The 26,230-nt window shown below is 71.6% G+C and carries 18 protein-coding genes and 1 tRNA gene; 10 read left to right on the top strand and 9 right to left on the bottom strand.

Translation table 11 applies throughout. The annotated features are described in order from the left end of the window. The first annotated feature begins 29 nt into the window (after positions 1-29). The 3 genes from C5N14_RS22365 to C5N14_RS22355 all read left to right on the top strand — a co-directional run bounded on the left by C5N14_RS22365 (position 30) and on the right by C5N14_RS22355 (position 4,199). Positions 30-2,438: a ribonucleoside-diphosphate reductase subunit alpha gene (locus tag C5N14_RS22365; RefSeq protein WP_117670297.1), complete on the top strand. Its 2,409-nt coding sequence runs from the start codon at positions 30-32 to the stop codon at positions 2,436-2,438. Beyond that, on the top strand, positions 2,435-3,484 hold the full coding sequence (locus tag C5N14_RS22360; protein WP_371685886.1) for a ribonucleotide-diphosphate reductase subunit beta: 1,050 nt from the start codon (positions 2,435-2,437) through the stop codon (positions 3,482-3,484). The genes C5N14_RS22365 and C5N14_RS22360 overlap by 4 nt, the downstream gene beginning before the upstream one ends. Positions 3,485-3,668: 184 nt before the next feature. Then, on the top strand, positions 3,669-4,199 hold the full coding sequence (locus tag C5N14_RS22355) for a hypothetical protein (RefSeq protein ID WP_128763643.1): 531 nt from the start codon (positions 3,669-3,671) through the stop codon (positions 4,197-4,199). Positions 4,200-4,308: 109 nt separating this feature from the next. Here C5N14_RS22355 and C5N14_RS22350 read toward each other — a convergent pair whose 3' ends face one another. From C5N14_RS22350 to C5N14_RS32320, 6 genes are all read right to left on the bottom strand, one after another. Continuing rightward, positions 4,309-5,517 carry a VWA-like domain-containing protein gene (locus C5N14_RS22350; protein WP_117670293.1) on the bottom strand — a complete coding sequence of 403 codons (1,209 nt, stop codon included), beginning with the start codon at positions 5,515-5,517 and terminating at the stop codon, positions 4,309-4,311. Further along, a complete protein-coding gene (locus C5N14_RS22345) occupies positions 5,517-6,686 on the bottom strand; it encodes an AAA family ATPase (protein ID WP_117670291.1) in 1,170 nt (389 codons plus the stop codon). The genes C5N14_RS22350 and C5N14_RS22345 overlap by 1 nt, the downstream gene beginning before the upstream one ends. Next, positions 6,683-8,338: an ankyrin repeat domain-containing protein gene (locus C5N14_RS22340; RefSeq protein ID WP_117670289.1), complete on the bottom strand. Its 1,656-nt coding sequence runs from the start codon at positions 8,336-8,338 to the stop codon at positions 6,683-6,685. Before C5N14_RS22340 ends, C5N14_RS22345 begins: the two co-directional genes overlap by 4 nt. Further along, positions 8,335-9,471 carry a gala protein gene (locus tag C5N14_RS22335; protein ID WP_117670331.1) on the bottom strand — a complete coding sequence of 379 codons (1,137 nt, stop codon included), beginning with the start codon at positions 9,469-9,471 and terminating at the stop codon, positions 8,335-8,337. The genes C5N14_RS22340 and C5N14_RS22335 overlap by 4 nt, the downstream gene beginning before the upstream one ends. Then, positions 9,468-10,817, bottom strand: coding sequence for an SDR family NAD(P)-dependent oxidoreductase (locus tag C5N14_RS22330; protein WP_117670287.1), 1,350 nt, complete (start codon positions 10,815-10,817; stop codon positions 9,468-9,470). The genes C5N14_RS22335 and C5N14_RS22330 overlap by 4 nt, the downstream gene beginning before the upstream one ends. 24 nt (positions 10,818-10,841) lie before the next feature. Next, positions 10,842-10,914 (bottom strand) — tRNA-OTHER (locus C5N14_RS32320). Positions 10,915-11,081: 167 nt separating this feature from the next. On the opposite strand from C5N14_RS32320, the gene C5N14_RS22325 reads away from it, so the two are divergent. Continuing rightward, positions 11,082-11,531 carry a hypothetical protein gene (locus C5N14_RS22325; protein WP_117670285.1) on the top strand — a complete coding sequence of 150 codons (450 nt, stop codon included), beginning with the start codon at positions 11,082-11,084 and terminating at the stop codon, positions 11,529-11,531. A 132-nt stretch (positions 11,532-11,663) separates the two neighbouring features. Here C5N14_RS22325 and icmF read toward each other — a convergent pair whose 3' ends face one another. Continuing rightward, positions 11,664-14,918, bottom strand: coding sequence for a fused isobutyryl-CoA mutase/GTPase IcmF (icmF, locus tag C5N14_RS22320; RefSeq protein ID WP_117670283.1), 3,255 nt, complete (start codon positions 14,916-14,918; stop codon positions 11,664-11,666). Between the two features lie 146 nt (positions 14,919-15,064). Here icmF and C5N14_RS22315 point away from each other — a divergent pair, with 146 nt between their 5' ends. Then, positions 15,065-15,571, top strand: coding sequence for a MarR family transcriptional regulator (locus C5N14_RS22315; RefSeq protein ID WP_117670282.1), 507 nt, complete (start codon positions 15,065-15,067; stop codon positions 15,569-15,571). Positions 15,572-15,725: 154 nt separating this feature from the next. Here C5N14_RS22315 and C5N14_RS22310 read toward each other — a convergent pair whose 3' ends face one another. Then, positions 15,726-17,132, bottom strand: coding sequence for an aminotransferase class I/II-fold pyridoxal phosphate-dependent enzyme (locus tag C5N14_RS22310; protein WP_117670280.1), 1,407 nt, complete (start codon positions 17,130-17,132; stop codon positions 15,726-15,728). Between the two features lie 169 nt (positions 17,133-17,301). Here C5N14_RS22310 and C5N14_RS22305 point away from each other — a divergent pair, with 169 nt between their 5' ends. The 4 genes from C5N14_RS22305 to C5N14_RS22290 are packed head-to-tail and all read left to right on the top strand — an operon-like array spanning position 17,302 to position 22,092. Further along, positions 17,302-18,141 carry a nitrilase-related carbon-nitrogen hydrolase gene (locus tag C5N14_RS22305; RefSeq protein ID WP_117670278.1) on the top strand — a complete coding sequence of 280 codons (840 nt, stop codon included), beginning with the start codon at positions 17,302-17,304 and terminating at the stop codon, positions 18,139-18,141. Positions 18,142-18,175: 34 nt separating this feature from the next. Further along, positions 18,176-19,579 (top strand): dihydropyrimidinase, encoded by a 1,404-nt coding sequence (hydA, locus tag C5N14_RS22300; RefSeq protein ID WP_207892831.1) that lies wholly within the window; start codon positions 18,176-18,178, stop codon positions 19,577-19,579. Positions 19,580-19,592: 13 nt separating this feature from the next. After that, on the top strand, positions 19,593-21,089 hold the full coding sequence (locus C5N14_RS22295; protein ID WP_117670276.1) for a CoA-acylating methylmalonate-semialdehyde dehydrogenase: 1,497 nt from the start codon (positions 19,593-19,595) through the stop codon (positions 21,087-21,089). A gap of 4 nt (positions 21,090-21,093) precedes the next feature. Continuing rightward, entirely contained in the window at positions 21,094-22,092 is a 999-nt protein-coding gene (locus tag C5N14_RS22290; RefSeq protein ID WP_117670275.1) for a TIGR03842 family LLM class F420-dependent oxidoreductase, read from the top strand. A gap of 371 nt (positions 22,093-22,463) precedes the next feature. On the opposite strand, the gene C5N14_RS22285 is transcribed toward C5N14_RS22290, so the two are convergent. Next, a complete protein-coding gene (locus tag C5N14_RS22285; RefSeq protein ID WP_165878195.1) occupies positions 22,464-23,282 on the bottom strand; it encodes a triacylglycerol lipase in 819 nt (272 codons plus the stop codon). A 245-nt stretch (positions 23,283-23,527) separates the two neighbouring features. Here C5N14_RS22285 and C5N14_RS22280 point away from each other — a divergent pair, with 245 nt between their 5' ends. Further along, complete coding sequence (locus tag C5N14_RS22280) at positions 23,528-26,164, top strand: NB-ARC domain-containing protein (protein ID WP_165878194.1); 2,637 nt, start codon at positions 23,528-23,530, stop codon at positions 26,162-26,164. The last annotated feature ends 66 nt before the right edge of the window (positions 26,165-26,230 follow it).

The raw sequence follows: 26,230 nt of genomic DNA, 5'->3' as shown, positions 1-26,230 counted from the left end.
ATCTCGCGGAGAGGGCGTGAGGAGGGGACATGACGGCTGTGCAGCAGATCGCCGCGTCCGATCAGGAGGTGCCGGAGCAGCGCCGGCACGCGATGCGGGTCCGTAAGCGCAACGGTGACACCGAGCCGGTCGATGTCAACAAGATCGTGAGGGCGGTCGAGCGGTGGGTGGCCGACCTCGACGAGGTGGACCCGCTACGGGTCGCGACCAGGACGATCAGCGGCCTGTACGACGGTGCCACCACCGCCGAACTGGACAAGCTGTCCATCCAGACCGCCGCCGAACTGATCGGTGAGGAGCCGCAGTATTCGAGGCTCGCGGCGCGGCTGCTGGCCGCGTACGTGGACAAGGAGGTCCGGGGGCAGGGCATCGCCAGCTTCAGCCAGTCGATTCGACACGCCTGGGACCAGGGACTGATCGGCGACGACACCGCAGCGTTCGTGGCCCGCAACGCCCGCAAGCTCGACGACGCCGTCGATCCCAACGGGGATCTGCGGTTCGAGTACTTCGGCCTACGGACCGTCGCGGACCGTTACCTGCTGCGGCATCCGGAGTCGCGGCTGGTGGTGGAGACGCCGCAGTACTGGCTGCTGCGGGTCGCCTGCGGCCTGTCCGAGACCCCCGGCGAGGCGATCGGCTTCTACCGGCTCATGTCCTCGCTGGCCTACCTGCCCAGCTCGCCGACGCTGTTCAACTCCGGCACCCGGCACACCCAGATGTCGTCGTGCTTCCTGGTGGACTCGCCGCGCGACGAGCTGGACTCGATCTACGAGCGCTATCACCAGGTGGCTCGGCTGTCGAAGTTCTCCGGAGGCATCGGCATCTCCTGGTCCCGGGTACGCGGGCGGGGTGCCCTGATCCGCGGCACCAACGGCCGGTCGAACGGGATCGTGCCGTTCCTCAAGACCCTCGACGCGGGGGTCGCAGCAGTCAACCAGGGTGGTCGACGCAAGGGCGCGGCCTGCGTCTACCTGGAGCCGTGGCACCCGGACATCGAGGAGTTCCTCGAACTGCGCGACAACACCGGCGAGGAGTCGCGCCGCACCCACAACCTCAATCTCGCCAACTGGATCCCGGACGAGTTCATGCGCCGGGTCGAGGCGGACGCCGACTGGTCGCTCATCGACCCGTCGGACGCGCCGGAGCTGCCGGACCTGTTCGGCGAGGAATTCGAGGCCGCCTACCGGGTCGCGGAGAAGAAGGCGGTCAAGACCGTCAAGGCCCGCGACCTGTACGGGCGGATGATGCGCACCCTGGCCCAGACCGGCAACGGCTGGATGACGTTCAAGGACCCGTCGAACCGGCTGTCGAACCAGACCGGCGCTCCCGGCAACACCATCCACCTGTCGAACCTGTGCACCGAGATCCTTGAGGTCAACTCCGACGACGAGACCGCGGTCTGCAACCTGGGCTCGATCAACCTCGGCGCGCACGTGGGCGCGGACGGCGTCGACTGGGACAGGCTCCGCGAGACGGTGCGTACCGCGGTCGTGTTCCTGGACCGGGTCATCGACATCAACTACTACCCCAGCGGGCAGGCCGCCGCCTCGAACCCCCGCTGGCGGCCGGTCGGGCTTGGGCTGATGGGCCTGCAGGACGCCTTCTTCGCGCTGCGGCTCCCGTTCGGCTCCGCCGAGGCTACGGAGCTGTCCACCCGCGTACAGGAGGAGATCTTCCTGACCGCGCTGGAGACCTCCACCGGGCTGGCCGAGCGATTCGGCGCGCATCCCGCGTACGCCGAGACCCGCGCGGCCCGCGGGGAGCTGCACCCCGACCTGTGGGGTGTCGAACCCACCCAGACCGACCGGTGGGCCACCGTGCGGGACCGGATCGCCGCACACGGTCTGCGGAACTCGTTGCTGGTGGCGATCGCGCCAACCGCGACGATCGCGTCGATCGCGGGCTGCTACGAGTGCATCGAGCCGCAGGTCTCCAACCTGTTCAAGCGCGAGACCATGTCCGGCGAGTTCCTGCAGATCAACACCTACCTGGTACGCGAACTCAAGGCCCGCGGCCTCTGGACCGCCCCGATCCGCGAGCAGATCAAACGCGCCGAGGGCTCCGTGCAGGGCATCACCGACCTGCCCGCCGACGTCCGGGAGCTGTTCCGCACCGCCTGGGAGCTGCCGCAGCGCGCGCTGATCGACCTGGCCGCCGCCCGCGCGCCGTACATCGACCAGTCGCAGTCGCTGAACCTGTTCCTGAGCGCACCGACGATCGGCAAGCTCTCCTCGATGTACCTCTACGCCTGGAAGTCCGGGCTCAAGACCACGTACTACCTGCGCTCGCGTCCCGCGACGCGCATCCAGCAGGCCACCGTCTCCCTCGCCCCCGCCGCCACGAAGCCGCTGGCCGCCGGCCTCAAGCCGGTGGTGTCGGACGAGGAGGCCCTGGCCTGTTCCCTGGAAAACCCCGAGAGCTGTGAGGCCTGCCAGTGACCACCATTGCCGCAACCCGCACGACCGACGACGCCCACGCCGCCGGGCAGCTGCTGCTCGACCCCGGCATGGATCTGACCCTGCGCCCGATGCGCTACCCGCACTTCTTCGACCGGTTCAAGGACGCCATCAGGAACACCTGGACCGTCGAGGAGGTCGACCTGCACGCCGACCTCGCCGACCTGGCCAGGCTCTCCCCGGCCGAGCAGCACCTGGTGTCCCGGCTGGTCGCGTTCTTCGCCACCGGCGACACGATCGTCGCCAACAACCTGGTACTCAACCTCTACCAGCACATCAACTCCCCCGAGGGCCGGCTCTACCTCTCCCGGCAACTGTTCGAAGAAGCCGTGCACGTCCAGTTCTACCTGAACCTGCTCGACACCTACGTCCCCGACGAGCAGGAACGCTTCGAAGCCTTCGCCGCCGTCGAGAACATCCCGTCGATCGCCCGCAAGGCCGAGTTCTGCTTCAGGTGGATCGACTCGATCTTCGAACTACGCGAGTTGAAGACCCGCGACGACCGCAGGATGTTCCTGCTCAATTTGATCTGCTTCGCCGCCTGTATCGAGGGCCTGTTCTTCTACGGCGCCTTCGCGTACGTGTACTTCCTGCGCTCCCGCGGCGTGTTGCAGGGCCTCGCGTCCGGCACCAACTGGGTCTTCCGCGACGAGTCGATGCACATGGCGTTCGCCTTCGACGTCGTCGACACCGTCCGCGCCGAAGAACCCGACCTCTTCGACGACACCATGGTCCAGCAGGTCAGGGACATGTTGGCCGAGGCCGTCGAATGCGAGGTGCAGTTCGCCGCCGACCTGCTCGAACAGGGCGTCAGCGGGATGTCCCTGGGCGACATGCGCGAGTACCTTCAGCACGTCGCCGACCGCCGGCTCGCCCAACTCGGCATCGATCCGCTCTACGGCAGCCGCAACCCGTTCGCGTTCATGGAGTTGCAGGACGTCCAGGAGCTGTCGAACTTCTTCGAACGGCGCGTCTCGGCGTACCAGGTGGGCGTGACCGGGAGCGTCAGCTTCGACGACGAGTTCTGATCCGCTGACTGCTGTCGCTGTCCTGGGCGGCGGTGTCGCCCAGGACAGCGCGAGGCCGGGCCCGGCGAGACCGTGCTGGTCCTGCACGGTCGGGCCAGGACAGGCGCCGCTCCCAGTCACCCGTGCCTGGGCCGCGACCGGAACCGCAGCCCTCTCGCGCCCGACGGCTCGATAAGGTGCAGGCATGACCGGGGACAGTGCAAAGCCGCGTAAACCATGGTCGTGGAAAGACTCCGCCCTGCTCGGTGTGCTGCTCAGCATTCCCGTGGGAATGATCACCGTAGGTGTCTCCGCCGGCACCGGCAACTGGATCTTCGCGCTGTTGACGGTGCCGGTGATGGTGATCCTCTCCGTCTCGATCGGTTGGATCGCGCGGGTGGGGAGTCGGAGCAGGGGCTTCGTCGCTGCGGCCACGGTCACGGGTCTGCTGGTCGGCGCAGCGGTGGGTATCGGGTTGATCTGGTTCGGCATCTCCTTCAACCTGAATGCCTCCACCTGCGATCCCGAGAGCAGCCAATGTATGACCGTGATCGATGGGGTTGCCCGTGGCGAGTCGACGGAGTCCGTCGGGAGCCAGCAGTTCGGCAACTTCCTACTGTCCCTGGTGGCCATTCTTCCCGGCGCCGTGATCCTTGTCGGCGTGGCCAGGGGGATCGTGTCGCTCGTCCGCAAGGGTCGAGGTCGTCCCGGCGCACCCGGGCCTGACCCGGCGTAACGGCATCGGCACCTGCCGGGCGACTCCATCCCGGACATCGGCGCCACCGTCTGCGCTGCGCTGATCACTCTTCCGGCGTGCGCCGGTCAGGAAGAGGATGACCCCTCGATCACGTACCAGCACGAGCGTGCCGACTGGCCTGCGCCGGGTCGTCGATCCGCACCGTGGCGATCCACCCGGGCGGCGTCGGCGCGTCCGCCCCGATCAGCCCCGCGATCAGCCGGGCCGACTCCGGGGGCGCCGCGGGCCATGGCGTGTACCCGTCGGTGAGCACGACGACGATGTGCGGCCGGTGCCGCAGCGCCTCGTCGACCCCGACCCGCATGTCGGTGCCGCCACCTCCGGCGAGCCGCACCTCGCCGATGGTGTGCACGGCGCGTACCACGTGGACGGCGGCGTCGCAGGAAAGCACGGTGACCCGGTTGCCGCCGATGCCGACCGCCCGCAGCACCCCGCTCACCTCGGCCAGCGCCGCCGAGAGCCGGCCGTCGGACATGGAGCCCGAGGTGTCCACCACGATCGCCACCCGGGGCACCGGCTGGCGCAGCCGGGGCAGCACCACCCCGCGCAGCGCCTGGGAGCGCCGCGACGGCCGCTGGTACGTGTAGTCGACCGCGCCGCTGGCCCAGGCTGCCGCCTCCCGCACCGCGCCGGTGAGGGCCCGACGCCAGTCGACGGTGGGCTCCAGCACCGCCTCCGCCCAGCGCCGCCAGCCCGCCGGCACGCTGCCCCGGGACCGGGACGCGGAACGGATCCGCTGGGCGACGTCCCGGCGGATCGCCCCCGCCTCCACCTCACCGATCCCCTCGCCGCTGCCGTCGCCGACCTCCCACGGCCGGTCCACCCCGTGCGCGCCCGAGCCGCAGTCGTGCCCGCCCCCCACCTCCGGCGGTAGCAGGGCCAGGTAGCGCTCGAAGAGCAGCCCGGCCGGCATGCCGTAGGTCTTCGGCTCCAGTCGGCCCGGCGGCAGCGGCAGCCGGTCGGCGAGCAGGTCGTCGTTGATCTCGCAGTCCTGGGCCACGTTGACCCGGTGGTGGCCGCGGCCCCTGTCGGCGGCGAGCCGGTCGGCCCGGCTGTGGTGGTCGCGCAGCAGGTGGGCGACCTCGTGGACCCACACCGCGGCGAGTTGCGGCACCGGCAGCCCGGCCACGAAGTCCGGGTTGACGTAGCAGCGCCAGCGGCGGTCGACCCCCATCGTCGGCACTCCCCGGGACTCGACGACGGTGATGCTGTACAGCGCCGAGGCCAGGTAGGGCCGGTCCTGCGCGGCCCGGAACCGGGCCGCGAGCAGCTTCGTCCGGTCCAGCGCGCCGGTCATCAGGTCAGGCGCCCGGACAGGTGCAGCACCTCGGCGAACGCGTCGATCGCGGTGGGCACCGGCCAGGACTGCTGGCGCAGCGCGGCGAGGTCCATCGCCGCCCGCGCGGCCACGTCCGGCACGCCGGCCTGCACCGCCTTCTCCAGCACCACCCAGGCGGCCTCCCAGCGTCGCTGGTCGACCCGCCCCTGCACGGCCGAGATCACCGCGGTGAGGAAGGCGAGCTGCCGGTCGCCCCGCTCGGGCAACGCGAAGGCGGCGGGGTCGGCCAGCACCCGCTCCGGGTCCGGCAGGTCGAGGTTGTCCAGGTAGGTGACGAACTCCAGGCCGGCGCCGTCGCCGACCGCACCGACCAGGGCCAGCGACAACGCCTCCCGGCCGGTGCCGCAGCAGTGGTGGAAGGTGAGCAGCCGCAGCACCATCTCCCAGGTGCGCGGCGACGGCCAGGCGCCGCCCCGGGCCTCCGGGTCGGTGGGCAGGTGATGGGCCAACCCGGGCCGGGCGGTGAGGAAACCGGCGACGGCGCCGCGCGCCCGGGCCAGCGCCGAGGCGGCCCGGGCCGGCTCGACCGCCGGCACGGTCACCGCCGGCCAGGTGCCGGCCAGGCCCCGCGCCACGGTGCGCGGCTCGTGCGTCCAGTGCAGGTGGACGAAGCGGTTGGCCAGCGGCGGCGTGAGGTGCCAGCCGTCGGCGGCGCTGGTCGGCGGGTTGGCCGCCGCGACGATCCGCACGGCCGCCGGCAGGTGCAGGCTGCCGACCCGGCGTTCCAGCACCACCCGCAGCAGCGCCGCCTGCACGGCCGGCGGCGCGGAGGAGAGCTCGTCGAAGAAGAGCAGCCCGGTGCCGCCCCGGGCCAGCCGGACCGCCCAGTCCGGCGGCGCCATCGGCACCCCGTCGGTGGCGGGAGAGTCGCCGACGATCGGCAGCCCGGAGAAGTCCGAGGGCTCGTGCACGCTGGCGATCACCGTCTCCAGCGGGGTGCCGAGCCCGTCGGCGAGCTGTTGCAGGGTGGCCGACTTGCCGATCCCCGGCTCGCCCCAGAGCAGCACCGGCAGGTTGGCCGCCACGGCGAGGGCCAGCGCCTCCGCCTTCGGATCGCGCACCGGTTCGGAGCGCCAGGCCCGGGTGACGGCGACCACTGCGTCGGCGGCGGCGAGCGCGGAATTCACCGGTTGATCCACTCCTCGATCACCTGGCGGACCTGGCGCGGCCCACGGTGCTCCTCGTCGTCCTCGTCGTACATCTCGGCCTTGTAGCCGGCCAGGTCGGCGACGCTGTACCCCTCGTCGTCGGAGACGGTGGGGTCGGCGCCGGCCGCCAGCAGGGCGCCGACCAGCTCCGGGGTGCCCCCGTCGCCGACCGCCACGTGCAGCGCGGTACGCCCCCGGCGATCCCGGGCCTCGACCGGGACGCCCGCGTCGACCAGCCGACCGACCAGCGCGGAATCGTCGAGGGCCCGTGCGTGGTGCAGCAGCGTTCCGCCCCGGCCGTCGGCCATCCGGGGATCGAGGCCGGCGTCCAGCAGCGCGGCCAACGCGGCGGAGCCGCCGTGCTGGACGCGTAGCAGCACCTCCCGGCGGAGCTGCCGCAACGGCCGGGGCAGCCGGTCCGCCGATCCGCGCCAGGCCGCCACCGCTGCCAGGCAGCCGGCCACCTGCCCGCCGAGGCCGCCGAGGAGCTGCTCGCGGCGGACCTCCTCCGGCGGGTGGGACACCGGGTCGAGCCGGCCCTCGCCGTGCCGCAGGGTGTGCCACTCGCCCCGGCACCGCACCGGCACCTCGCGGCGCAGGTCGACCCGGTCGCGCAGGGGTGCCGCCGGGGTGGCGGGGAAGAGCGTGGCGCGGACCAGGGGGTGCAGGTCGGCCGGGTCGAGCAGGCCATGCCGGATCAGCTCCAGGTCGACCGGTCGGGTGTGGACCGGCCCGGCGAGCGGGGTGATGCGGTAGCGACCGCTGTCGTAGCCGATGAGCCGGGCGGTGACCGCGCCCCGCTCGCGGCGCACCTCGGCGACCAGCCGCCAGTCGTGGTGGAGCACCACCCGGTCGACGTCGTAGCGGGTGTGCAGCCGGTCCAGCTCGGGGCCGATCCCCACCGGGACCGTCGGGCCGGTCAGCGCCTTGTCGAGGCCGTGGTGGCGGCCCTCCGGCGGGGCCACGTCGAGGTCCACGCCGGCCGCCGCCCACGCGCCGACCGGGTCGCCCGCCACGATCAGCCGGTCGAAGACCTCCATCCGGGTCGCCGGGTCCGCCGGGTCGACCTGCGTCGGGTACGCCGCGAACGGCCGCACCGACCCGTCGGCCTCGAAGCCGGGCAGCCGCCGCGGCGTGCCGCCGTACGCCCCGCGGAGCCCGGCGACGTGCTCGGCGCTCCAGAACACCGACGGCAGGTCCGGCCAGCCGGGCTCCGTCTCGACGGTGGCGCGCACCTCCAGCCGCATCCGCTGCGAGCCGTCCACCGTCTTCGGCAGCCGCAGCACCAGGATGGCGTCGTCGGCGCCGATGCGGCCCGCGCGGGTGGACAGCAGCCACGGCTGGCCGGTGGCGAGGCTGGTGCGCCCACCGAGAGCCCGGGGCAGGTGCCAGCGCAGCAGGTCCGGAGCGAGCACCGCCAGGTCCGCCTCGATCAGGTCGGCCTGCCGCGCGCCGTGCGTGCGACGCACCTCGGCGAGGTCGATGTCGACGTCGATCCGGCCGGCGGCGCAGCCGGCCCGCCAGTCGCCGGCGGCGCGGGCCGCTGCGCCCGCCTCGATCATCGTCGGAGGTACGGCGTACCGGCGGACGCGCTGCCAGACGGGCAGCTCGGGAAGGACGGGCTGGTTCACCGGTAGACGCTCGCGATCGCCTGGATGTCCTCGTGGGGCACCGGTGCGGGCTGCTCGGCGAGCAGCGCGGCGACCCGACGTCGCTGTTTGCGCGGCACCCCGCCGTTGATGCCGAGGTAGCGCAGCGTCGGGTGCCCCTCGATCGCCGCGACCAGCCGTCGTGCCCCGCGCCCGCCGATCTCGGTACGCCGCACGTCGAGCCGGCGCAGCCGGGCACCCGGCACGGCGTCGGCGAGGGCCTCCGCGCCGGCGTCGCCCACCACGTTGCCCCGGGCCCCGAGGGCCCGCTCCGACGGCGGCCGGGCCAGGTCCAGGGCCTCCCAACCGGCCAGGTGGCGGGCCAGCGCCGCGACCCCGACCGGGGTGACGCCGTTGCCGCCCAGGCCGAGCGTCATCGGCACCCCCTCGGCGAGCGCGGCCAGCGCGGTGGCCCCGTCGTCGCCGAGGTGGTTGGCGGCCAGGTAGAGCTCGCGTACCCCGGCGGCGTGGATCATCGTGCCGAGGGCGGGCACCACCTCCGGGCCGAAGCCGTTGCCGCCGAGGAAGAGCCGCTGCACCGGGACCGGCCGGTCGGCCAGCGCCGCGGCCAGCGTGATCAGCCCGCGGGCGCTCATCCCCACGTTGACCAGATCGAGGGTACGCAGGGTCGTGTTCACCCGCAGCGCGTCGGCGAGCCGGCGCACCCCGTCGTCACCGATCGGGTTGCGCTTGAGCCAGAGCGCCCGGACCTGTTCGTCGGCTGCCAGCCGCTCGGCCAGGGCGTCGGCTCCGGTGGCGTCGATGAGGTTGCAGCCCAGATAGAGGGTGTGCAGCCGGTGGCCGGGGCGCAGCGCGTCGGCCACCGCCCGGGCCCCGGCACCGCCGAGCGCATTGGTGCCGAGCAGCAGGTGCCGGACCAGCGGGGAGTCGACCGCCGCGGCCACGATCCGGGCGGTCTGCGCCGGGCCGACGCCCTGCTTGCACAGGTCGAGCCGGCCGTCGGCGCGGACCGTGCCGCGCGGGAACACCTCGGTGCCGGCGACCGGCGCGGGGGTGGCCAGGCGGCCCAGCAGCGGGTCGAAGTCGGCCGGATCGGCCAGGCCGGCGGTGGGGTCGGCGATGACCGGGCAGCGCACCGGCGTCGGATCGGTCACCACGGCACGCTCCGGTAGTCCTTGAGGAACTGGCCGCTCACCGGTGCGCCGTTGACCCCGCGCACCACCGGGTCGTAGACCCGGGCGGCACCGTCGATCACGTCGAGCGGCGGGCGGAAGCCGTGCTCGCGCTGGTGGGTCTTGCTCGGGTGCGGGCGTTCGTCGGTGACCCAGCCGGTGTCCACGCTGTTCATGTGGATCCCGCTGGTCACGTAGTCGGCGGCGACTGTGCGGACCAGCATGTTGAGCGAGGCCTTGGCCATGTTGGTGTGTGGGTGGCGGACCGTCTTGCCGGCCCGCGAGTAGCTGCCCTCCATCGCGGACACCTGCACGACGTGGCGCTGCGGGTGCGGGCTGGCCTCCAGCAGTGGGCGCAGCCGCGAGGTGAGCAGGAACGGCGCGAAGGCGTTGACCACGTGCACCTGCAACCACTCGTGCGGGGTGACGTCCGCGTCCCGGAGCACCCAGGAGTTGGCCTCCCGCAGGTCGAGCGGCTGTCCGGTCTCGTCCACCCGCCCGGCTGGGAAGTAGGCATCCAGCAGTGCCGGCAGCCCGGCCGGGTCGGGCCGGGCGGGAGCGGCGCCCACGGCGATCCGGGCGGCCGTCCCGACGAGGGGCGTCGACTCCGCCTCCCGTACCTCCCGGTGGTAGGCCGGAGGTCGCCAGAGCGTCTGGGCGGCGTTGTTGACCAGGATGTCCAGCCCGGTGAAGCGCCGGCCGACCAGCGACACGAGACCCAGGGTGGCGGGCAGGTCGAGCAGGTCGAGGCCGTGCACGTAGAGCCGGTCGGCCCAGTCGGCGGAGTCCGGCACGGCCGCGTACCGGCGGGCGGCATCGCGCGGGAAACGGGTGGTGACGATGACTCGCGCGCCGTCGCGGAGGAGCTTCAGCGCGGTGTGGAAGCCGATTTTCACCCGGCCGCCGGTGACCAGAGCGGTGCGCCCGCCGAGGTCGCACCGGGCGTGCCGGCGGGCCCGGTTCTCCCCGGCGCAGTCCGGACACATCAGGTGGTAGTCGGCGTCGACCCGGCGGTAGGCGACCTTGCAGACGTAGCAGTGGCGGTCCCGCCGGAGGGTGCCGACACTGTGGCTGTCGGAGCCGGGTTCGGCCGGGGGTGGGGTCGGGTCCGGGATCTCGGTGTGGAACCGGGTGGCCGTGGCGAGGACCTCGCGGTCGGCCGCCCGGGTGGCGGCCTCCCGCCGGGCCTTGGCCCGCTTCTTCACGCCCCGGGCGGCGGCTCCGACGGCGCGTTCGAGCGCCTGACGGGCCCGTTCGTCGAGGTCGGGCTCGTCGAGGCGGGCCAGCACGGCGAGGCAGGTCGCCAGCTCGTCCCGACCGACGGACACCCTGCCTCCTTGTTCACTGTGGGGCGAGACCGGCCGGATTCGAACCGGCGTCCTCCAGCTTGCTGTCAAGGCGCGTCGACCTCTGCGCTACGGCCTCGCCGCGCGGCAGCATAACCAACGGCACCGACAAGAGATCAACCGCGGCCGGCTTCCCGCAGCGACTGCCCCCGCGGGTGCGGCGGTGGCCGTCCGCCGCGCCGGCTCCGCGACAGCCGCGAGACCACTGACAGAGGATGTCAGGGGTAGCCCGCCAGGATTGTCGGCATGAACGACTTCGACTTCCTCGTCGGCTCCTGGAACGTGGTCAACCGCAAGCTCAAGACGCTGTTCGCCGGCAGCGACGACTGGGAGACCTTCCCCAGCAGCACGACCTGCGGGCCGATCTTCAACGGCGGAGGCAACACCGAAGAGATCATCTTCCCGACGCTCGGCAGCCGTGGCTTCACCCTGCGCCTGTTCGACGTCGAACGTAAGGAATGGTCGATCTACTGGGCGAGCAGCCACACCGGCCTGCTCACCCCGCCGGTCGTGGGCACCTTCACCGACGGCCGCGGGGACTTCTACGGCGACGACACGCACGACGGCATCCCGATCAGGGCACACTTCATCTGGTCCGACATCACCCCCACCTCGGCGCGGTGGGAGCAGGAATTCTCCGCCGACGGCGGGCGGACCTGGGAATCCAACTGGGTAATGGAGTTCACCCACGCGTGACCGAGCGGCTCGGCCCGCAAGGGCCGAGCCGCACCCCCGACCGTCCGCCCACCCGGTCACCGCACCGAACCGTGGGACAGCACGAGATGCCCGGGAACACCTTCTTCACGTTCGCTCCTGCCCCCCGCGGGGTCAGACGTTGCGGCGGTACTGGCCGCCGACCTCGAAGAACGCCTCGCTGATCTGCCCGAGTGAGCAGTGGCGGGCCGCGTCCATCAGCGCGTCGAAGACGTTGCCGCCGCTGGTCGTCGCGGTCTTGAGCCGTTCCAGCGCCGCGGGGGCGACGGCGGCGTGCCGGGTGTGGAAGGCGGCCAGCCGGTCGAGTTGCGACTGCTTCTCCGCGTCGGTGCCCCGGGCCACCTCGATGGCCGGTACGGGTTTGCCGGCGTCCTCGCCGAGGAAGGTGTTGACGCCGACGATGGGCAACGAGCCGTCGTGCTTCTTGTGCTCGTAGAGCATCGACTCGTCCTGGATGCGGCCACGCTGGTACCCGGTCTCCATCGCGCCGAGGACGCCGCCGCGGTCGGCGATGCGGTCGAACTCGGCGAGCACCGCCTCCTCGACGAGGTCGGTGAGCTGGTCGACGATGTAGGAGCCCTGCAGCGCGTTCTCGGTGTCCGCGAGCCCCCACTCCGCGTCGATGATCATCTGGATGGCCAGGGCCCGGCGCACCGACTGCGCGGTCGGGGTGGTGACAGCCTCGTCGTAGGCGTTGGTGTGCAGGCTGTTGGCGTTGTCGTAGACGGCGCACAGGGCCTGCAGGGTGGTCCGGATGTCGTTGAAGTCCATCTCCTGGGCGTGCAGGGACCGGCCGGAGGTCTGCACGTGGTACTTGAGCTTCTGGGCCCGCTCGCCGGCGCCGTACTTCTCGCGCATCGCGATCGCCCAGATCCGCCGGGCCACGCGGCCGATGACCGTGTACTCGGCGTCCATGCCGTTCGAGAAGAAGAAGGACAGGTTGGGCGCGAAGTCATCGATGTTCATGCCACGGGCGAGGTACGCCTCGACGTAGGTGAAGCCGTTGGCGAGGGTGAACGCCAACTGGCTGATCGGGTTCGCCCCTGCCTCGGCGATGTGGTAACCGCTGATGCTGACGGAGTAGAAGTTGCGGACCTGGTGGGCGATGAACCACTCCTGCATGTCCGCCATGCAGCGCAGGGCGAACTCGGTGGAGAAGATGCAGGTGTTCTGTCCCTGGTCCTCCTTCAGGATGTCGGCCTGCACGGTCCCCCGCACCGTCGACAGCGTCCGCGCCCGGATCTGGGCGGCCTCCGCGGCGTCAGGTTCGCGCCCCTCGGCCTCGCGGAACCGGTCGAGCTGCTGGTCGACGGCCGCGTTGAAGAACATCGCCAGGATCGCCGGCGCCGGACCGTTGATGGTCATCGACACCGAGGTGGTGGGCGAGCACAGGTCGAACCCGGCGTACAGCTCGCGCATGTCGTCGACGGTGGCGATGGAGACGCCCGAGGTGCCGATCTTGCCGTAGATGTCGGGACGCCTGTCGGGGTTGCGGCCGTACAGGGTCACCGAGTCGAACGCCGTGGACAGGCGGGTCGCCGGCTGGCCGGCGCTGAGCAGGTGGAAACGACGGTTCGTGCGGAACGCGTCACCCTCGCCGGCGAACATGCGGGCCGGCGCCTCCTCGGTCCGCTTGAACGGGAACACCCCGGCGGTGAAGGGGAAGTACCCGGGCAGGTTCTCACCGCGCAGGAACCGCAGCAGCTCGCCGTCGTCGCCGTCGCGGGGCAGCGCCACCCGCGGCACCTTGGTGCCCGAGAGCGTCGTGCGCGTCAGCGGGGTGCGGATCTCCTTGCCCCGGACGGTGTACACCTGCTCGTCGCCGTCGTACCGGGCGCGCAGCGCCGGCCACTGTTCCAGCAGCCGGCGCACCGCGCCGTCCAGGCCCTGCTCGGTGCGCCCCAGCAGCGCCTCGACCGACGTCGCGGCCGAGTCGCCGTCGGCCGCGAGCAGGTCCCGTGTCACGGCCAGATGCTGCCGGCGGCGGACCAGTTCCACCTGCTCGGCCGTGGTGGCGTGATAGTGGCGCACGGTCTGCGCGATGTCGGCCAGGTAGCGCTCCCGTCCGGCGGGCAGCACCGACCGCAGGCCGGTGGAGACGCGACCCCGCACGGCGGGCAGGGCGCCGGCGAGGCTCGGGAATCCGTGCTGGCCGAGGAGGTGCTTGAGGTGGTGGTACAGGGCCGTCACGCCGTCGTCGTCGAACCGGGCCGCGCTCGTGCCGAAGACCGGCATGTCCGACCATGGGGTCCCGAACCGCTCACGGTTACGCACCATCTGGCGCGCCACGTCTCGCAGCGCGTCCTCCGCGCCGCGGCGCTCGAACTTGTTGATGGCCACCACGTCAGCCAGGTCGAGCATGTCGATCTTCTCGAGTTGGCTGGGCGCACCGAACTCAGGCGTCATCACGTACAGGGACACGTCGACGTGCGGCACGATCGCGGCGTCGCCCTGGCCGATGCCGGGCGTCTCGATGATGACCACGTCGTAGCCGGCGGCCTTGCACGCGGCCACGATGTCGTCGAGGTGCTCGGGCACCTGCGCCCCCGGCCGCCGGGTCGCCAGGGACCGGAAGAAGACCACCCCCGGGACGATGCTGTTCATCCGGATCCGGTCACCCAGCAACGTTCCGCCGCGGCGGCGGGTCGGGTCGACGGCCAGCACCGCCACCCGGACCTTGTCCGCACTGTCGCGGCGCAGCCGGCGTACCAGTTCGTCGGTCAGTGACGACTTGCCGGATCCGCCCGTCCCGGTGATGCCCAGCACCGGGACGGTACGCGAGGCCGCGGCGGACCGCACCGCCTCGGCCAGGTCGCCGCCGGCACCCGTCTCCAGCGCGGTGATCGCTCGCGCCAGCGCGGCGTCATCCCCCGCCAGCAGGGCTTCGATGTCTGGCTGCCGGGTCGACAGGTCGACGTCGCAGTCGCGGATCAGCTCGTTGATCATGCCGGGCAGCCCCAGCCGCTGGCCGTCCTGCGGGCTGAAGATCCGAACGCCACGCTCGGCCAGGCCCGCGATCTCCTCCGGCACGATCGTCCCGCCCCCGCCGCCGAACACCTGCACGTGTGCGGCGCCCCGCTCGGCGAGGCGCTCGACCAGGTAGCCGAAGTACTCGACGTGCCCGCCCTGGTAGGACGAGACGGCGACGCCCTGCACGTCCTCCTGCAACGCCGCCGCCACCACCTCCTCCACGCTGCGGTCATGGCCGAGGTGCACGACCTCGGCGCCCTGGCTCTGCAGCAGCCGCCGCATGATCGTGATGGCCGCGTCGTGGCCGTCGAAGAGGCTCGCGGAGGTCACGAAGCGCACCGGATGCACCGGCACGTGCAGCGCGGGGGCGGGTCGGGAGAAGGACTCGGGCTGACTCATGGCACTCCTAGGCCGAGGGAGCTGACGACGAGGCGTCACCTTCCACTCGTATCGCGCGATGGCGAGCTGTGGGGCGGATCAGTCAATACACTAGGACGTCCGACTATCCGATGTCCATGCACGCTTGGACACTCTAGGATTGCCACGTGCCCGCTCCTGACCAGCTCCCCCTGGACCCGGTCGCGGAAGCGCGCCGCCACTGGGCCGCCCACGGCTGGGAGGCCGCGGCGGACGGGATGGCGGCCGTGACCTCGCTCATGCGCGCACAACAGATCGCCCTCGCCCGCGTCGAATCCGTCCTGCGGCCCTACGGGGTGACCTTCGCCCGCTACGAGGTCCTGATGCTCCTGTACTTCAGCCGCGCCGGGTCCCTGCCCATGGCGAAGATCGGCAAGCGGCTACAGGTGCATGCCACCAGCGTCACCAACGCCGTCGACCGGCTGGAATCGGCTGATCTCGTCAGGCGTACGCCCCACCCGACCGACCGGCGCGCCACGCTCGTCGAACTCCTCCCGAAGGGGCGGGAACTGGCCGCCAAGGCAACCGAGGAACTCAACGACCAGGTGTTCGCCGCGCCCGGGTTGTCGCCGGACAACGTCGCGTCCCTGGTCGAGGTGCTCGCCCAGCTACGGCACGGGGCCGGCGACTTCTGAGGGTCGAGGTGTCCGGGACGGCATGAGACACCTCGACGGGGGTGCCCTGTCCCGGCGGGACGGACTCGGCGGGAGGCGGTGCGGCGGCAGACAGCGGGCCGGTCGGCCCAGGGCAGGTCGGTGCCGGAGGTCGCGGAGCCGGTACGGCGCCGGGTCAGCGCCAGCCGCGCGGGTGCGGCCGGCTGCGGGCACCGCTGCCCCGGTGCGGAGTGCCGGCGGCCTCGGCGAGCACGTCGGCGAGCTGGTCGTAGCCGTCGCGCACCAGCCCGACGGTGAGCCGGACGTGGTCGGTGTCCAGGGGGCTGATCTCGAACGGGGCGCCCGGGGCGACCGCGATGCCGTGCGCGGCCAGGGTCAGCATGGCGACCTGCTGGTCGGCCACGGACATCCAGAGGTTGATGCCGTCAGCGGCGGTCGCGACCACCCCACGGGCGGCGAGCGCGGCGAGCAGGGTCCGGCGGCGGCGGGCGTACTCGTCGCGGGCGTGCTCGACCTGGGCGCCGGTCGCCGGGTCGGTGAGCAGCTCCAGGAGCACCGCCTGGAGTAGCCGGCTGGACCAGCCGGGGCCGAGCATCCGCCGGTCGCTGACCGCGGTGACGAGTTCCGCCGGCCCGCCGAGGGCGGCCAGCCGAAGGTCGGGACCGTGGCTCTTGGAGAAGCTGCGGACATGGACGGTGCGCTCGGGCAGCCGCCGGCCCAGGCTCACCGGCGGCGCGCTGGCGATGTCGCCGGCGTGGTCGTCCTCGATGACGGTGACGCCGGGGTGCCGCGCCAGCACCCGGGCCAGTTCGTCGGCCCGACGCCGGGTCATGCTGACTCCGGTCGGGTTGTGCGCGCGCGGCTGGAGGTAGAGCGCGACCGGAGCACAGCTCAGGGCCTCGGCGAGCGCGTCCGGGCGCAGGCCGGCGGCGTCCAGGGGCACCCCGACCACGGTCGCGCCGACCGTCTCCAACAGGTCCAGCAGCGGCGGGAAGGCCGGATTCTCGATCAGCACGTGGTCGCCGAAGCGCACCACCGAGGCGGTCACCCGGTCGATCGCGTCGAGCGCGCCGTCGACCACGGTGAGCTGCGGCGGCGGGAAGGGCCACCGCTCGCGCAGCACCGCCTCCAGCCGGGGCAGCACCGGCTCGTCCAGGTAGCTGTTGGTGAGTCGGGCGTCACCGATCCGCCCCAGGGCCGTGGTGATGCTGGGCAGCAGGTCGAAGTCGGGTACCCCGGTGGAGAGGTCGCAGGACGGCGCGGCCCCGCCGGTCGCGGCCGGGCCGGCCGGGGCGCCGACGCGGGCGCCGAGTTGCGCGTAGCGCAGGCGCCGGCGGGGCAGCGCCGGGGTACGCACGAAGGTGCCGGACCGGCCGCGGGTCTGGATCGCGCCGGCACGGGCCAGGCTGCGCCACGCCTCGCTGACCGTGGTGGGGCTGATGCCGAGCTGGCGGGCCACGTCGCGGACGGTCGGCAGGCGCGCGCCGGAGGGCAGCGTACCGGCGCTGACCAGCCGGCTGACGGCAGCGGCGATGCCCCGGGCGCTGCGGTCCTCCACGGCGCTCACGATGAGTTCGAGCATGTTACAGCTCCGAAACAATCCGTAACGATTGGCCGATTGTCCGCATAGATTTGTGTCGCTAGTGTGCTACGCGATCCGATCCCGAACAAGGTCATCGGCCGGAACCCTCGTGACCGGCCACGTAGGAGTCATGCCGCCGGTGCGCCGACGACCACAGGAAGGGGAGACCATGGCAGACGTGATCCGGGCCGCCATCGTCCAGACCAGCTGGACAGGCGACAAGGAATCGATGATCAAGGCACACGAGGAGTACGCGCGGCAGGCCGCCGCGCAGGGTGCCAAGGTCATCTGCTTCCAGGAGCTGTTCTACGGGCCGTACTTCTGCCAGGTGCAGGACAAGGCCTACTACGAGTACGCCGAGTCCATCCCCGGTCCGACGACCGAGCGGTTCCAGGCCCTCGCCGCCGAACTGGGCCTGGTGATGGTGCTGCCGATGTACGAGCAGGAGCAGCCCGGCGTGCTCTACAACACCGCCGCCGTGGTGGACGCCGACGGCAGGTACCTCGGCAAGTACCGCAAGCACCACATCCCGCAGGTCAACGGCTTCTGGGAGAAGTTCTACTTCCGCCCCGGCAACCTCGGCTTCCCGGTCTTCGACACCGCCGTCGGCAAGGTCGGCGTCTACATCTGCTACGACCGGCACTTTCCGGAGGGCTGGCGGGCACTCGGGCTGGGCGGCGCCCAGCTCGTCTTCAACCCCTCGGCGACCAGCCGGGGCCTCTCGTCCTACCTGTGGAAGCTGGAGCAGCCGGCGTCGGCGGTGGCCAACGAGTACTTCATCGGCGCGATCAACCGCACCGGGATCGAGGAACTCGGCGACAACGACTTCTACGGCACGTCCTACTTCGTCGACCCGGAGGGGAAGTTCGTCGGCGAGGTCGGCGACGCGCACCACCCGGAGCTGATCGTCCGCGACCTGGACCTGGGGCTGCTGGCCGAGGTGCGCGACCGGTGGGCCTTCTACCGGGACCGCCGCCCGGACGCGTACGAGAGCCTGGTGAAGCCGTGACCTCGCCACTGATCGAGACCGGGACGGTGCAGCTGTGAGCGTTCTGCTGATCAAGGGTGGGACGGTTGTCGGTCCCACCGGCGCGACCCCCGCCGACGTGCTGGTGGACGGCGAGACGATCGCCGCGATCTTCGCACCGGGCCGGGGCCCGCAGGACGTCGAGACCATCGACGCCACCGGCAAGTACGTCATCCCCGGCGGGGTCGACGCGCACACCCACATGGAGCTGCCGTTCGGCGGCACCTTCGCCAGCGACACCTTCGACACCGGCACCCGGGCGGCGGCGTTCGGCGGCACCACCACCATCGTCGACTTCGCGGTGCAGCGCACCGGCGAGGTGGTCCAGGACGGGCTGGCCGCCTGGCACGCCAAGGCGGCCGGCAACTGCCACGTCGACTACGCCTTCCACATGATCCTCGGCGGGGTCGACGAGGACTCGCTCAAGGCGATGGACCAACTGGTCACGACCGAGGGCATCACCAGCTTCAAGCTCTTCATGGCGTACCCGGGCGTCTTCTACAGCGACGACGGCCAGATCCTGCGGGCGATGCAGCGGGCGCGGGAGAACGGCAGCATGATCATGATGCACGCCGAGAACGGCCCGGCGATCGACGTGCTGGTCCAGCAGGCCCTCGCCCGGGGCGAGACCGACCCGATCCACCACGGGATCACCCGCCCCGAGGCGCTGGAGGCCGAGGCGACCAGCCGGGCGATCTGGTTGGCCAGCGTCGCCGCCGACTGCCCGCTCTACATCGTGCACCTCTCCGCCAGCAAGGCGCTGGAGCAGGTGGCCGCCGCCCGTGACCTGGGCCGCAACGTCTTCGCCGAGACCTGCCCGCAGTACCTCTACCTGACCCTGGAGGACCAGCTCGGCGCGCCCGGCTTCGAGGGCGCCAAGTGGGTCTGCTCCACCCCGCTGCGCCCGCGCGACGAGCCGCACCGCGCCGACCTGTGGCGGGGTCTGCGCACCAACGACCTCGCCGTGGTCTCCACCGACCACTGCCCGTTCTGCTTCAAGGACCAGAAGGAACTGGGCGTCGGGGACTTCTCGAAGATCCCCAACGGCATCGGCAGTGTCGAGCACCGGGTCGACCTGCTCTACCAGGGTGTGGTGGACGGCAAGCTGTCGCTGCAACGCTGGGTCGAGACGGTCGCCACCACCCCGGCCCGGATGTTCGGCCTCTACCCCCGCAAGGGCGTCATCGCGCCCGGCTCGGACGCCGACATCGTGCTCTACGACCCGGCGGGCCACACCCGGATCAGTGTCGACACACACCACATGAACATGGACCACTCGGCCTGGGAGGGTTACGAGATCGCCGGCAAGGTCGACACGGTCATCTCCCGGGGCACCGTGCTGGTCTCCGGCGACACCTACCACGGTCGGGCCGGCCACGGGCGCTACGTGCCCCGTGGGCTGTCGGACTACCTGGTCTGAGGGCGGCGAAGCGATGACGCTGGAAGCACCCGAGATCAGGCACTGGATCGACAACACGGCCGTCGCCGGCACCGGTACCCGCCGGCTGCCGGTCTGGGACCCGGCCACCGGGCAGCAACAGGCGACCGTGGTGGCCGCCACCGCGGCGGAGACGGACGCGGCGGTGGCCAGCGCGCTGGCCGCCTTCCCGGGCTGGCGGGCGCAGTCGCTGTCCCGCCGGGCCGAGGTGATGTTCCGCTTCCGTGAGCTGGTCGACGCCAACCGCAAGGAGATCGCCGCCCTGGTCAGCCTGGAACACGGCAAGACCGTCGCGGACGCGGGCGGCGAGCTGGCCCGTGGCCTGGAGAACATCGAGTTCGCCACCGGCGCCCCGCACCTGCTCAAGGGCGGCTACAGCGAGCAGGCCGCGGGCGGGGTGGACGTCTACTCCATCCGTCAGCCGCTGGGGGTGGTCGCCGGCATCACGCCGTTCAACTTCCCGGCGATGGTGCCGATGTGGATGTTCTGCAACGCCCTGGTCTGCGGCAACACCTTCGTGCTCAAGCCGAGCGAGAAGGACCCGTCGGTCACGCTGCTGCTGGCCGACCTGTTGCGCCAGGCCGGCCTGCCCGACGGGGCGTTCAACGTCGTGCAGGGCGACCGGGAGGCGGTCGAGACGTTGATCGCCCACCCCGACGTGCAGGCGCTGAGCTTCGTCGGCTCGACCCCGGTCGCGAAGGCCGTCTACGAGGCCGGCACCCGCGCCGGCAAGCGGGTGCAGGCGCTCGGCGGGGCGAAGAACCACATGGTGGTGCTCCCGGACGCGGACGTCGACGCCGCCGCCGACGCCGCCGTCTCCGCCGGCTACGGCTCGGCCGGCGAGCGCTGCATGGCCATCTCGGTGGTCGTCGCGGTGGGCCCGGTCGCCGACCCGCTGGTCAGGGCGATCAGCGAGCGGGTCGGCCGGATCAACGTCGGCCCGGCCACCGACCCGGCCGCCGAGATGGGTCCGCTGATCAGCCGCGAGCACCGCGACCGGGTCGCCGGCTACCTCGCCGACCCCGGTGGGGCCGAGGTGGTGGTGGACGGCCGCAACGCGCCGCTCGCCGACGGGCCGGGCTTCTTCCTCGGTGCCTCGCTGGTCGACCGGGTCTCCCCCGGATCGCCGCTCTACACCGACGAGATCTTCGGCCCGGTGCTCTCGGTGGTCCGCGTCGACACGTACGAGGAGGCGCTGAAACTGGTCAACGACAACGAGTACGGCAACGGCACGGCCATCTTCACCCGGGACGGCGGCGCGGCCCGCCGCTTCCAGTACGACGTGGTCTGCGGGATGGTCGGCGTCAACGTGCCGGTGCCGGTACCGGTGGCCTACTACAGCTTCGGCGGCTGGAAGTCCTCGCTCTTCGGGGACCTGCACATGTACGGGCCCGACGGCATCCAGTTCTACACCCGATCCAAGGTGGTCACCTCCCGTTGGCCGGACCCGGCCACGTCCCAGGTCGACCTCGGCTTCCCGAAGGTGCGGTAGAGGTATGGACATCGGCGTCGTCCTACAGTGCGACCCGCCCGCCCACGACGTGGTCGAGCTGGCGAAGCAGGCCGAGGCGGCCGGCTTCAGCCACGTCTGGACGTTCGACTCGCACGTGCTCTGGCAGGAGCCGTTCGTCATCTACAGCCGGATCCTCGCCGAGACCGAGCGGGTGGTCGTCGGGCCGATGGTGACCAACCCGAGCACCCGGGACTGGACGGTCACCGCCTCGCACTTCGCGACCCTCAACGAGATGTACGGCAACCGGACGATCTGCGGGATCGGCCGGGGCGACTCGGCCGTCCGGGTGCTCGGCTCGCGGCCGACCACGCTGGCCGAGCTGCACGAGTGCGTGCGGGTGATCCGGGCGTTGGGCAACGGCGAGTCGGTGACGCTGCGCGATCGGCAGCTCCGGTTCGCCTGGGCACCACGGAGCCGGCTGGAGGTCTGGGTGGCGGCGTACGGGCCGAAGGCCCTCGCGCTGACCGGGGAGGTGGGCGACGGGTACATCCTGCAACTCGCCGACCCGGACATCGCCGCCTGGATGATCGGTGCGGTCCGGACGGCGGCCGAGCGGGCCGGGCGCGACCCGGCGGCGATCAAGTTCTGCGTCGCCGCCCCCGCCTACGTCGGCGAGGACCTGGCGCACCAGCGGGAGCAGACCCGCTGGTTCGGTGGCATGGTCGGCAATCACATCGCGGACATCGTCGAGCGCTACGGCACCGGCGGCGACGTGCCGGTCGCGTTGACCGACTACATCAAGGGGCGCAAGGGCTACGACTACGCCGAGCACGGCCGCGCCGGCAACACCCACGCGGACTTCGTACCGGACGAGGTGATCGACCGGTTCTGCCTGCTCGGGCCGGTGGAGAACCACCTCAAGCGGCTGGCCGAGCTGCGCGAGCTGGGCGTCGACCAGTTCGCCGTCTACCTGCAACACGACGCGAAGGAGTCCACCCTGGCCGCGTACGGCGAGCACGTGATCCCGGCAGTCACCCGGTGACCCGGCAGGCCCGTCGGGCGCGCAAGGCCGGGGATCGACGGAGAGCGGGCCTCCCGGCAAGACACCGTCGACCGGGATCCGACGCCCCGACCGGAAGCCTCGTCGTTGGCCGATAGGGCTCGCACCCCTGGCCCCCAGGTTGCCGGTTGGATGCCGGCCTCGCATCGCCGGTGGCCGTCGAGGAACGACGGCCACCGGCGATGCGACAACCAGCCGGTGCCACCTGGCGTCGGCACGTGCCGGTCGCCGGACCGAGCGGCACGACCAGGGGTGTCACGGCCGCTTGGCGCAGTCTCTCGGTGACTCGCGGTTGTTCCCGGCCGTTTCGGCTTCCCGGGACTCAAAAGGGCTGATCGAGGTGTGTGTCCGGGCTACCAACGCCACCAGAAGTAGAGGGAGTTGTTGGCCGAGCGCGCGGGCGGGGCGCCCCATCCCGCGACCCAGTTGGCTTCGTAGTAGTTCTTGTACCGCTGGTAGTAGCTACCGCTGGTCACCTGGTGCACGTTGCTGTGTTCGAGGCCCTGGTTCGCGTCGTAGCGGAGGTAGTGTCCGGCGGTCATGCCGAGCGCGGACTCGGTCGATACCGTGTCGTCGTCGTCGGAGCCGATCAACGTCCAGTCGGTGCCCTGCGCCGACTGTGGACTCTGGTAGAGCGCGTTCAGCAGCGGCGAGCCGGGAGACATCTCGGAGCACTGCCGGTAGCCGTAGGTTGCCGCGCAGAGGCTTGCCTGCGACGTGCCACGGTGCGGGGTGCCGATGGTGACGACGTCCTCGACGTAGAGGTAGGGCGGCCAGCCGCTGGCGTGCGCGGCGACGCCGGTGAGCGCCGAGCGGGCGATGAGCCCGCCCATGGAGTGCGCCATGATGTCGACCGAGATGTTGTTCTTGGAGTAGGAGCTGTAGATGTTCCAGGCCAGGAGACGGCCGAGTTCGTAGATCGAGACGTCTCGGTCGCCGTTCTCCCTGATCACCGTGTTGCAGCCGTTGTCGCCCTTGTAGAAGCTGACCGTGTGGTAGCTGCCGGTCCAGCCCCACGAGCGCATGGCGTCGGCGGTCGACTTCCAGTAGCCCTCCCAACAGTGGTGGGCGGGATCGCGGCCGAGCAGGTCGAAGGTGAAACCGGGTACGAAGTAGACGGGTTCGTTGAAACTGTCGTTGCGCGCGGGGGCGGCGTGCGCAGGCGCGCCCATGGCCACCACCCCCAGTACCGTGGTCAGGACAGCGGCCGTCGCACAGGCCAGGATCCGTTTGAGCAATGTGTACCTCCGGATGTTCGGTGGCGCGGGATTGACTTTCATCGCAGCACCGGCACAGGAGCAGCACAACGACCCACGGCGTTCGGGTCTGTACCGAACCGACTCGAACGTCGCTGGCCCAGGAACCTACCCGCGGCTATATTGATCAACTAGGGATGGCGTCGGCACGGGAAGGTCATGTGGCTGAGCTTGTTGACGGGCTGCCGAAGCCGGATGAGATCACCAGTGCGGAGGAGTTCGTCGCCGCCCTGCGCCAGCTACGAGCCTGGTCGGATCTGACCTATCGACAGCTCGCCCGCCGGGCGGAGGCTGCCGGCGACGTCATGCCCGCCAGCACGACCGCCACGATGCTTGCCCGTTCCAGCCTGCCCAGGAGCGAGATCGTCGCGGCCTTCGTCCGGGCCTGCGGGCTCGACGAGGCGGCGACCGCCACCTGGGTCACGGTACGCAACACGCTCGCCACCACCGCCACGCGGCCGAAGGGCACAGCGTCCGCCCCGCCCGACGTACCGCAGCCGGTGCCGGACGGGTTGGCCGTGCCCGCCATGCTGCCCGCCGACATCGCCGACTTCACCGGTCGAGAGGAGCACGTGACACCACTGTGCGAGTACCTGGCGGGCGTGCGGCGTGATGGTCGGCAGCACCACGCGGCGCCGATCGCGGCGATCAGCGGCATGGGCGGTGTCGGCAAGACGACCCTCGCGGTCCACGTCGCGCACCGGCTGGCCGCCGCGTACCCCGACGGTCGGCTGTACGTGAACCTGCGCGGGGCCGAGGCGTCGCCGCTGCGCTCCGGCGACGTGCTGGCCAGGTTCCTGCGCGCGCTGGGCGTACCCAGCCAGGTGATTCCCGCGGACGAGACCGAGCGCGCCGAGCTGTACCGCACCCGCCTCGCCGACCGTCGGGTACTGCTGGTGTTGGACAACGCCGCTACCGAGGAGCAAGTCCGACCGCTACTGCCGGGCACGGCGACCTGTGCGGTCCTGCTGACCAGCCGGATCCGGCTGACGGGCATCGAGGGTGCCCGTCGAGTCGACCTCGACGTGTTCCCGCCCGCCACCGCGATCCGGCTGCTGGCCAGCGTCACCGCGGACGAGCGAGTGACGGCACAGCACGCCCAGGCGGCACAGATCGTCGGACTGTGCGGCGGGCTGCCACTGGCGGTACGCGTCGCCGGCGCACGGCTCGCCGCCCGGCCCACCTGGCAGCTCGGTCATCTGGCGGCGATGCTCGGCGACGAGCGACGACGCCTGGACCAGTTGGCAGCCGGCGACCTGGCCGTCCGCGCATCGCTCGCGCTGAGCTATCAGGGGCTCGAACCGGAAGTACGGCGGCTGTTCCGGCTGCTCAGCCTCTTCGACCTGCCCGACTTCCCCGCCTGGTTCACCGCGGTCGTGCTCGATGCCACCCTCGAACGCGGAGTCGAGCACGCCGAGGCGCTGGTGGACGCGCAGCTACTCACCGCCGCCGGCACCGATGTCGCCGGGCAGCAGCGCTACCGCTTTCACGACCTGGTGCGACTGTTCGCCCGGGAACGCGCCTCGCTCGAGGAGACCGGCGAATCACTCGCCGGCGCACTCACCCGCGGGTTCGGTGGCTGGCTGGCCATCACCGAACGGATGGCCAAGCACATCCCGGGTCCCTGCTACGCGGCGATCGGCGGGCCCGCGCCACGTCCGCCCATGGACTGGTTGCAGCGGTCCCCGTCGTATACCGATGCGGGTCGGTGGTTCGACGCCGAACGTGCGGCGCTGCTGTCCCTGATCCGGCAGACCTGCGTGCTCGGCCTCGACGACGTGGCGTTCGATCTGGCCGGGTGCATGGAGAAGTACTTCGACGTACGCGGCATGTACAGCGACTGGGCCGACACCAACACCGAGGTCATGTCGGTGTGCCGAGCGGCGGGCAACCTGCTCGGTGAGGCGGTCATGCTGCGCGGTCTGATCGACGTGACTACCTGGACCACCGACGGCCCCGACGGCGACGCGATGTCCCGGCTGCGCGACGAGGCGTTCCGGCTACTGGGCATGTTCACCGAACTCCGACACGAGCAGGGCATGTGCGACGCCGCCGTGATGTGCTCGTGGGCGCTCACCGCCATCGGCGACCATCCTGCCGCTGCCGCCCACGCCAGCCGCGCCCTGCACCTCGCCAAGCGGTCGGATCACCCGGGCGGCCGGATCCGAGCCCGGTTGGCACTGTCGATCGTCAGTTACGAGCAGGGGCGCTTCGCCGCCGCCGCCGGTGGCCTGACCGGTGCGCTGGACGAGGCGCGGGCGTTGGGCAACCCGCGCTGGGTCGCGACCGTCCTGCAGTTTTCCGGTATCGCCCATCGCGAACTCGACGACTTCGAGCGCAGCCAACGCATGCTTCACGAGTCGCTGGGCATCTCGCGGTACTACGGCGACAGGTACACCGAGGTGTTGACGCTGCTCGCGCTGGCCCGCCTGGACCTGCGGCGCGGTGGTCCGGACGCGCGGACCACGGCCGAGGCGGCGGTGACGCTCAGTCGCGAGTACAACATGAGCCATCACCTGGCCGAGGCCCTCGCCGTGTTGGGCGAGATCGAACTGGCGGAGGACTGCCCGGCTCGGGCGATCGGTCACCTTGAGGAGTCCGTTGCGATGTGGCGGACACGCGGGTGGCATTCGATGCAGGCCGCCGCGCTCACCAGCCTCGGTAGGGCGTATGCGCACACCGAGCCGTCGGCCGCGCGACGGGCGTTCGAGGAGGCCGCCGCGATCTTCACCCGCCTCGGCGACACCGCCAGACTCGCCGGGCTCCTCCCCCACCTCCCCACCCACGACACCGACTGACGGCCGCAAGGTACGCCGATCGTATGTGCGTGGCGATCCTGGCCGCATTCCTCAGCCCTGTTCGGA

The organism is Micromonospora sp. MW-13 (assembly GCF_003434305.1).
In the GTDB taxonomy this organism is placed as follows: domain Bacteria; phylum Actinomycetota; class Actinomycetes; order Mycobacteriales; family Micromonosporaceae; genus Micromonospora.
This window is presented reverse-complemented; position numbering and strand designations above follow the sequence as displayed.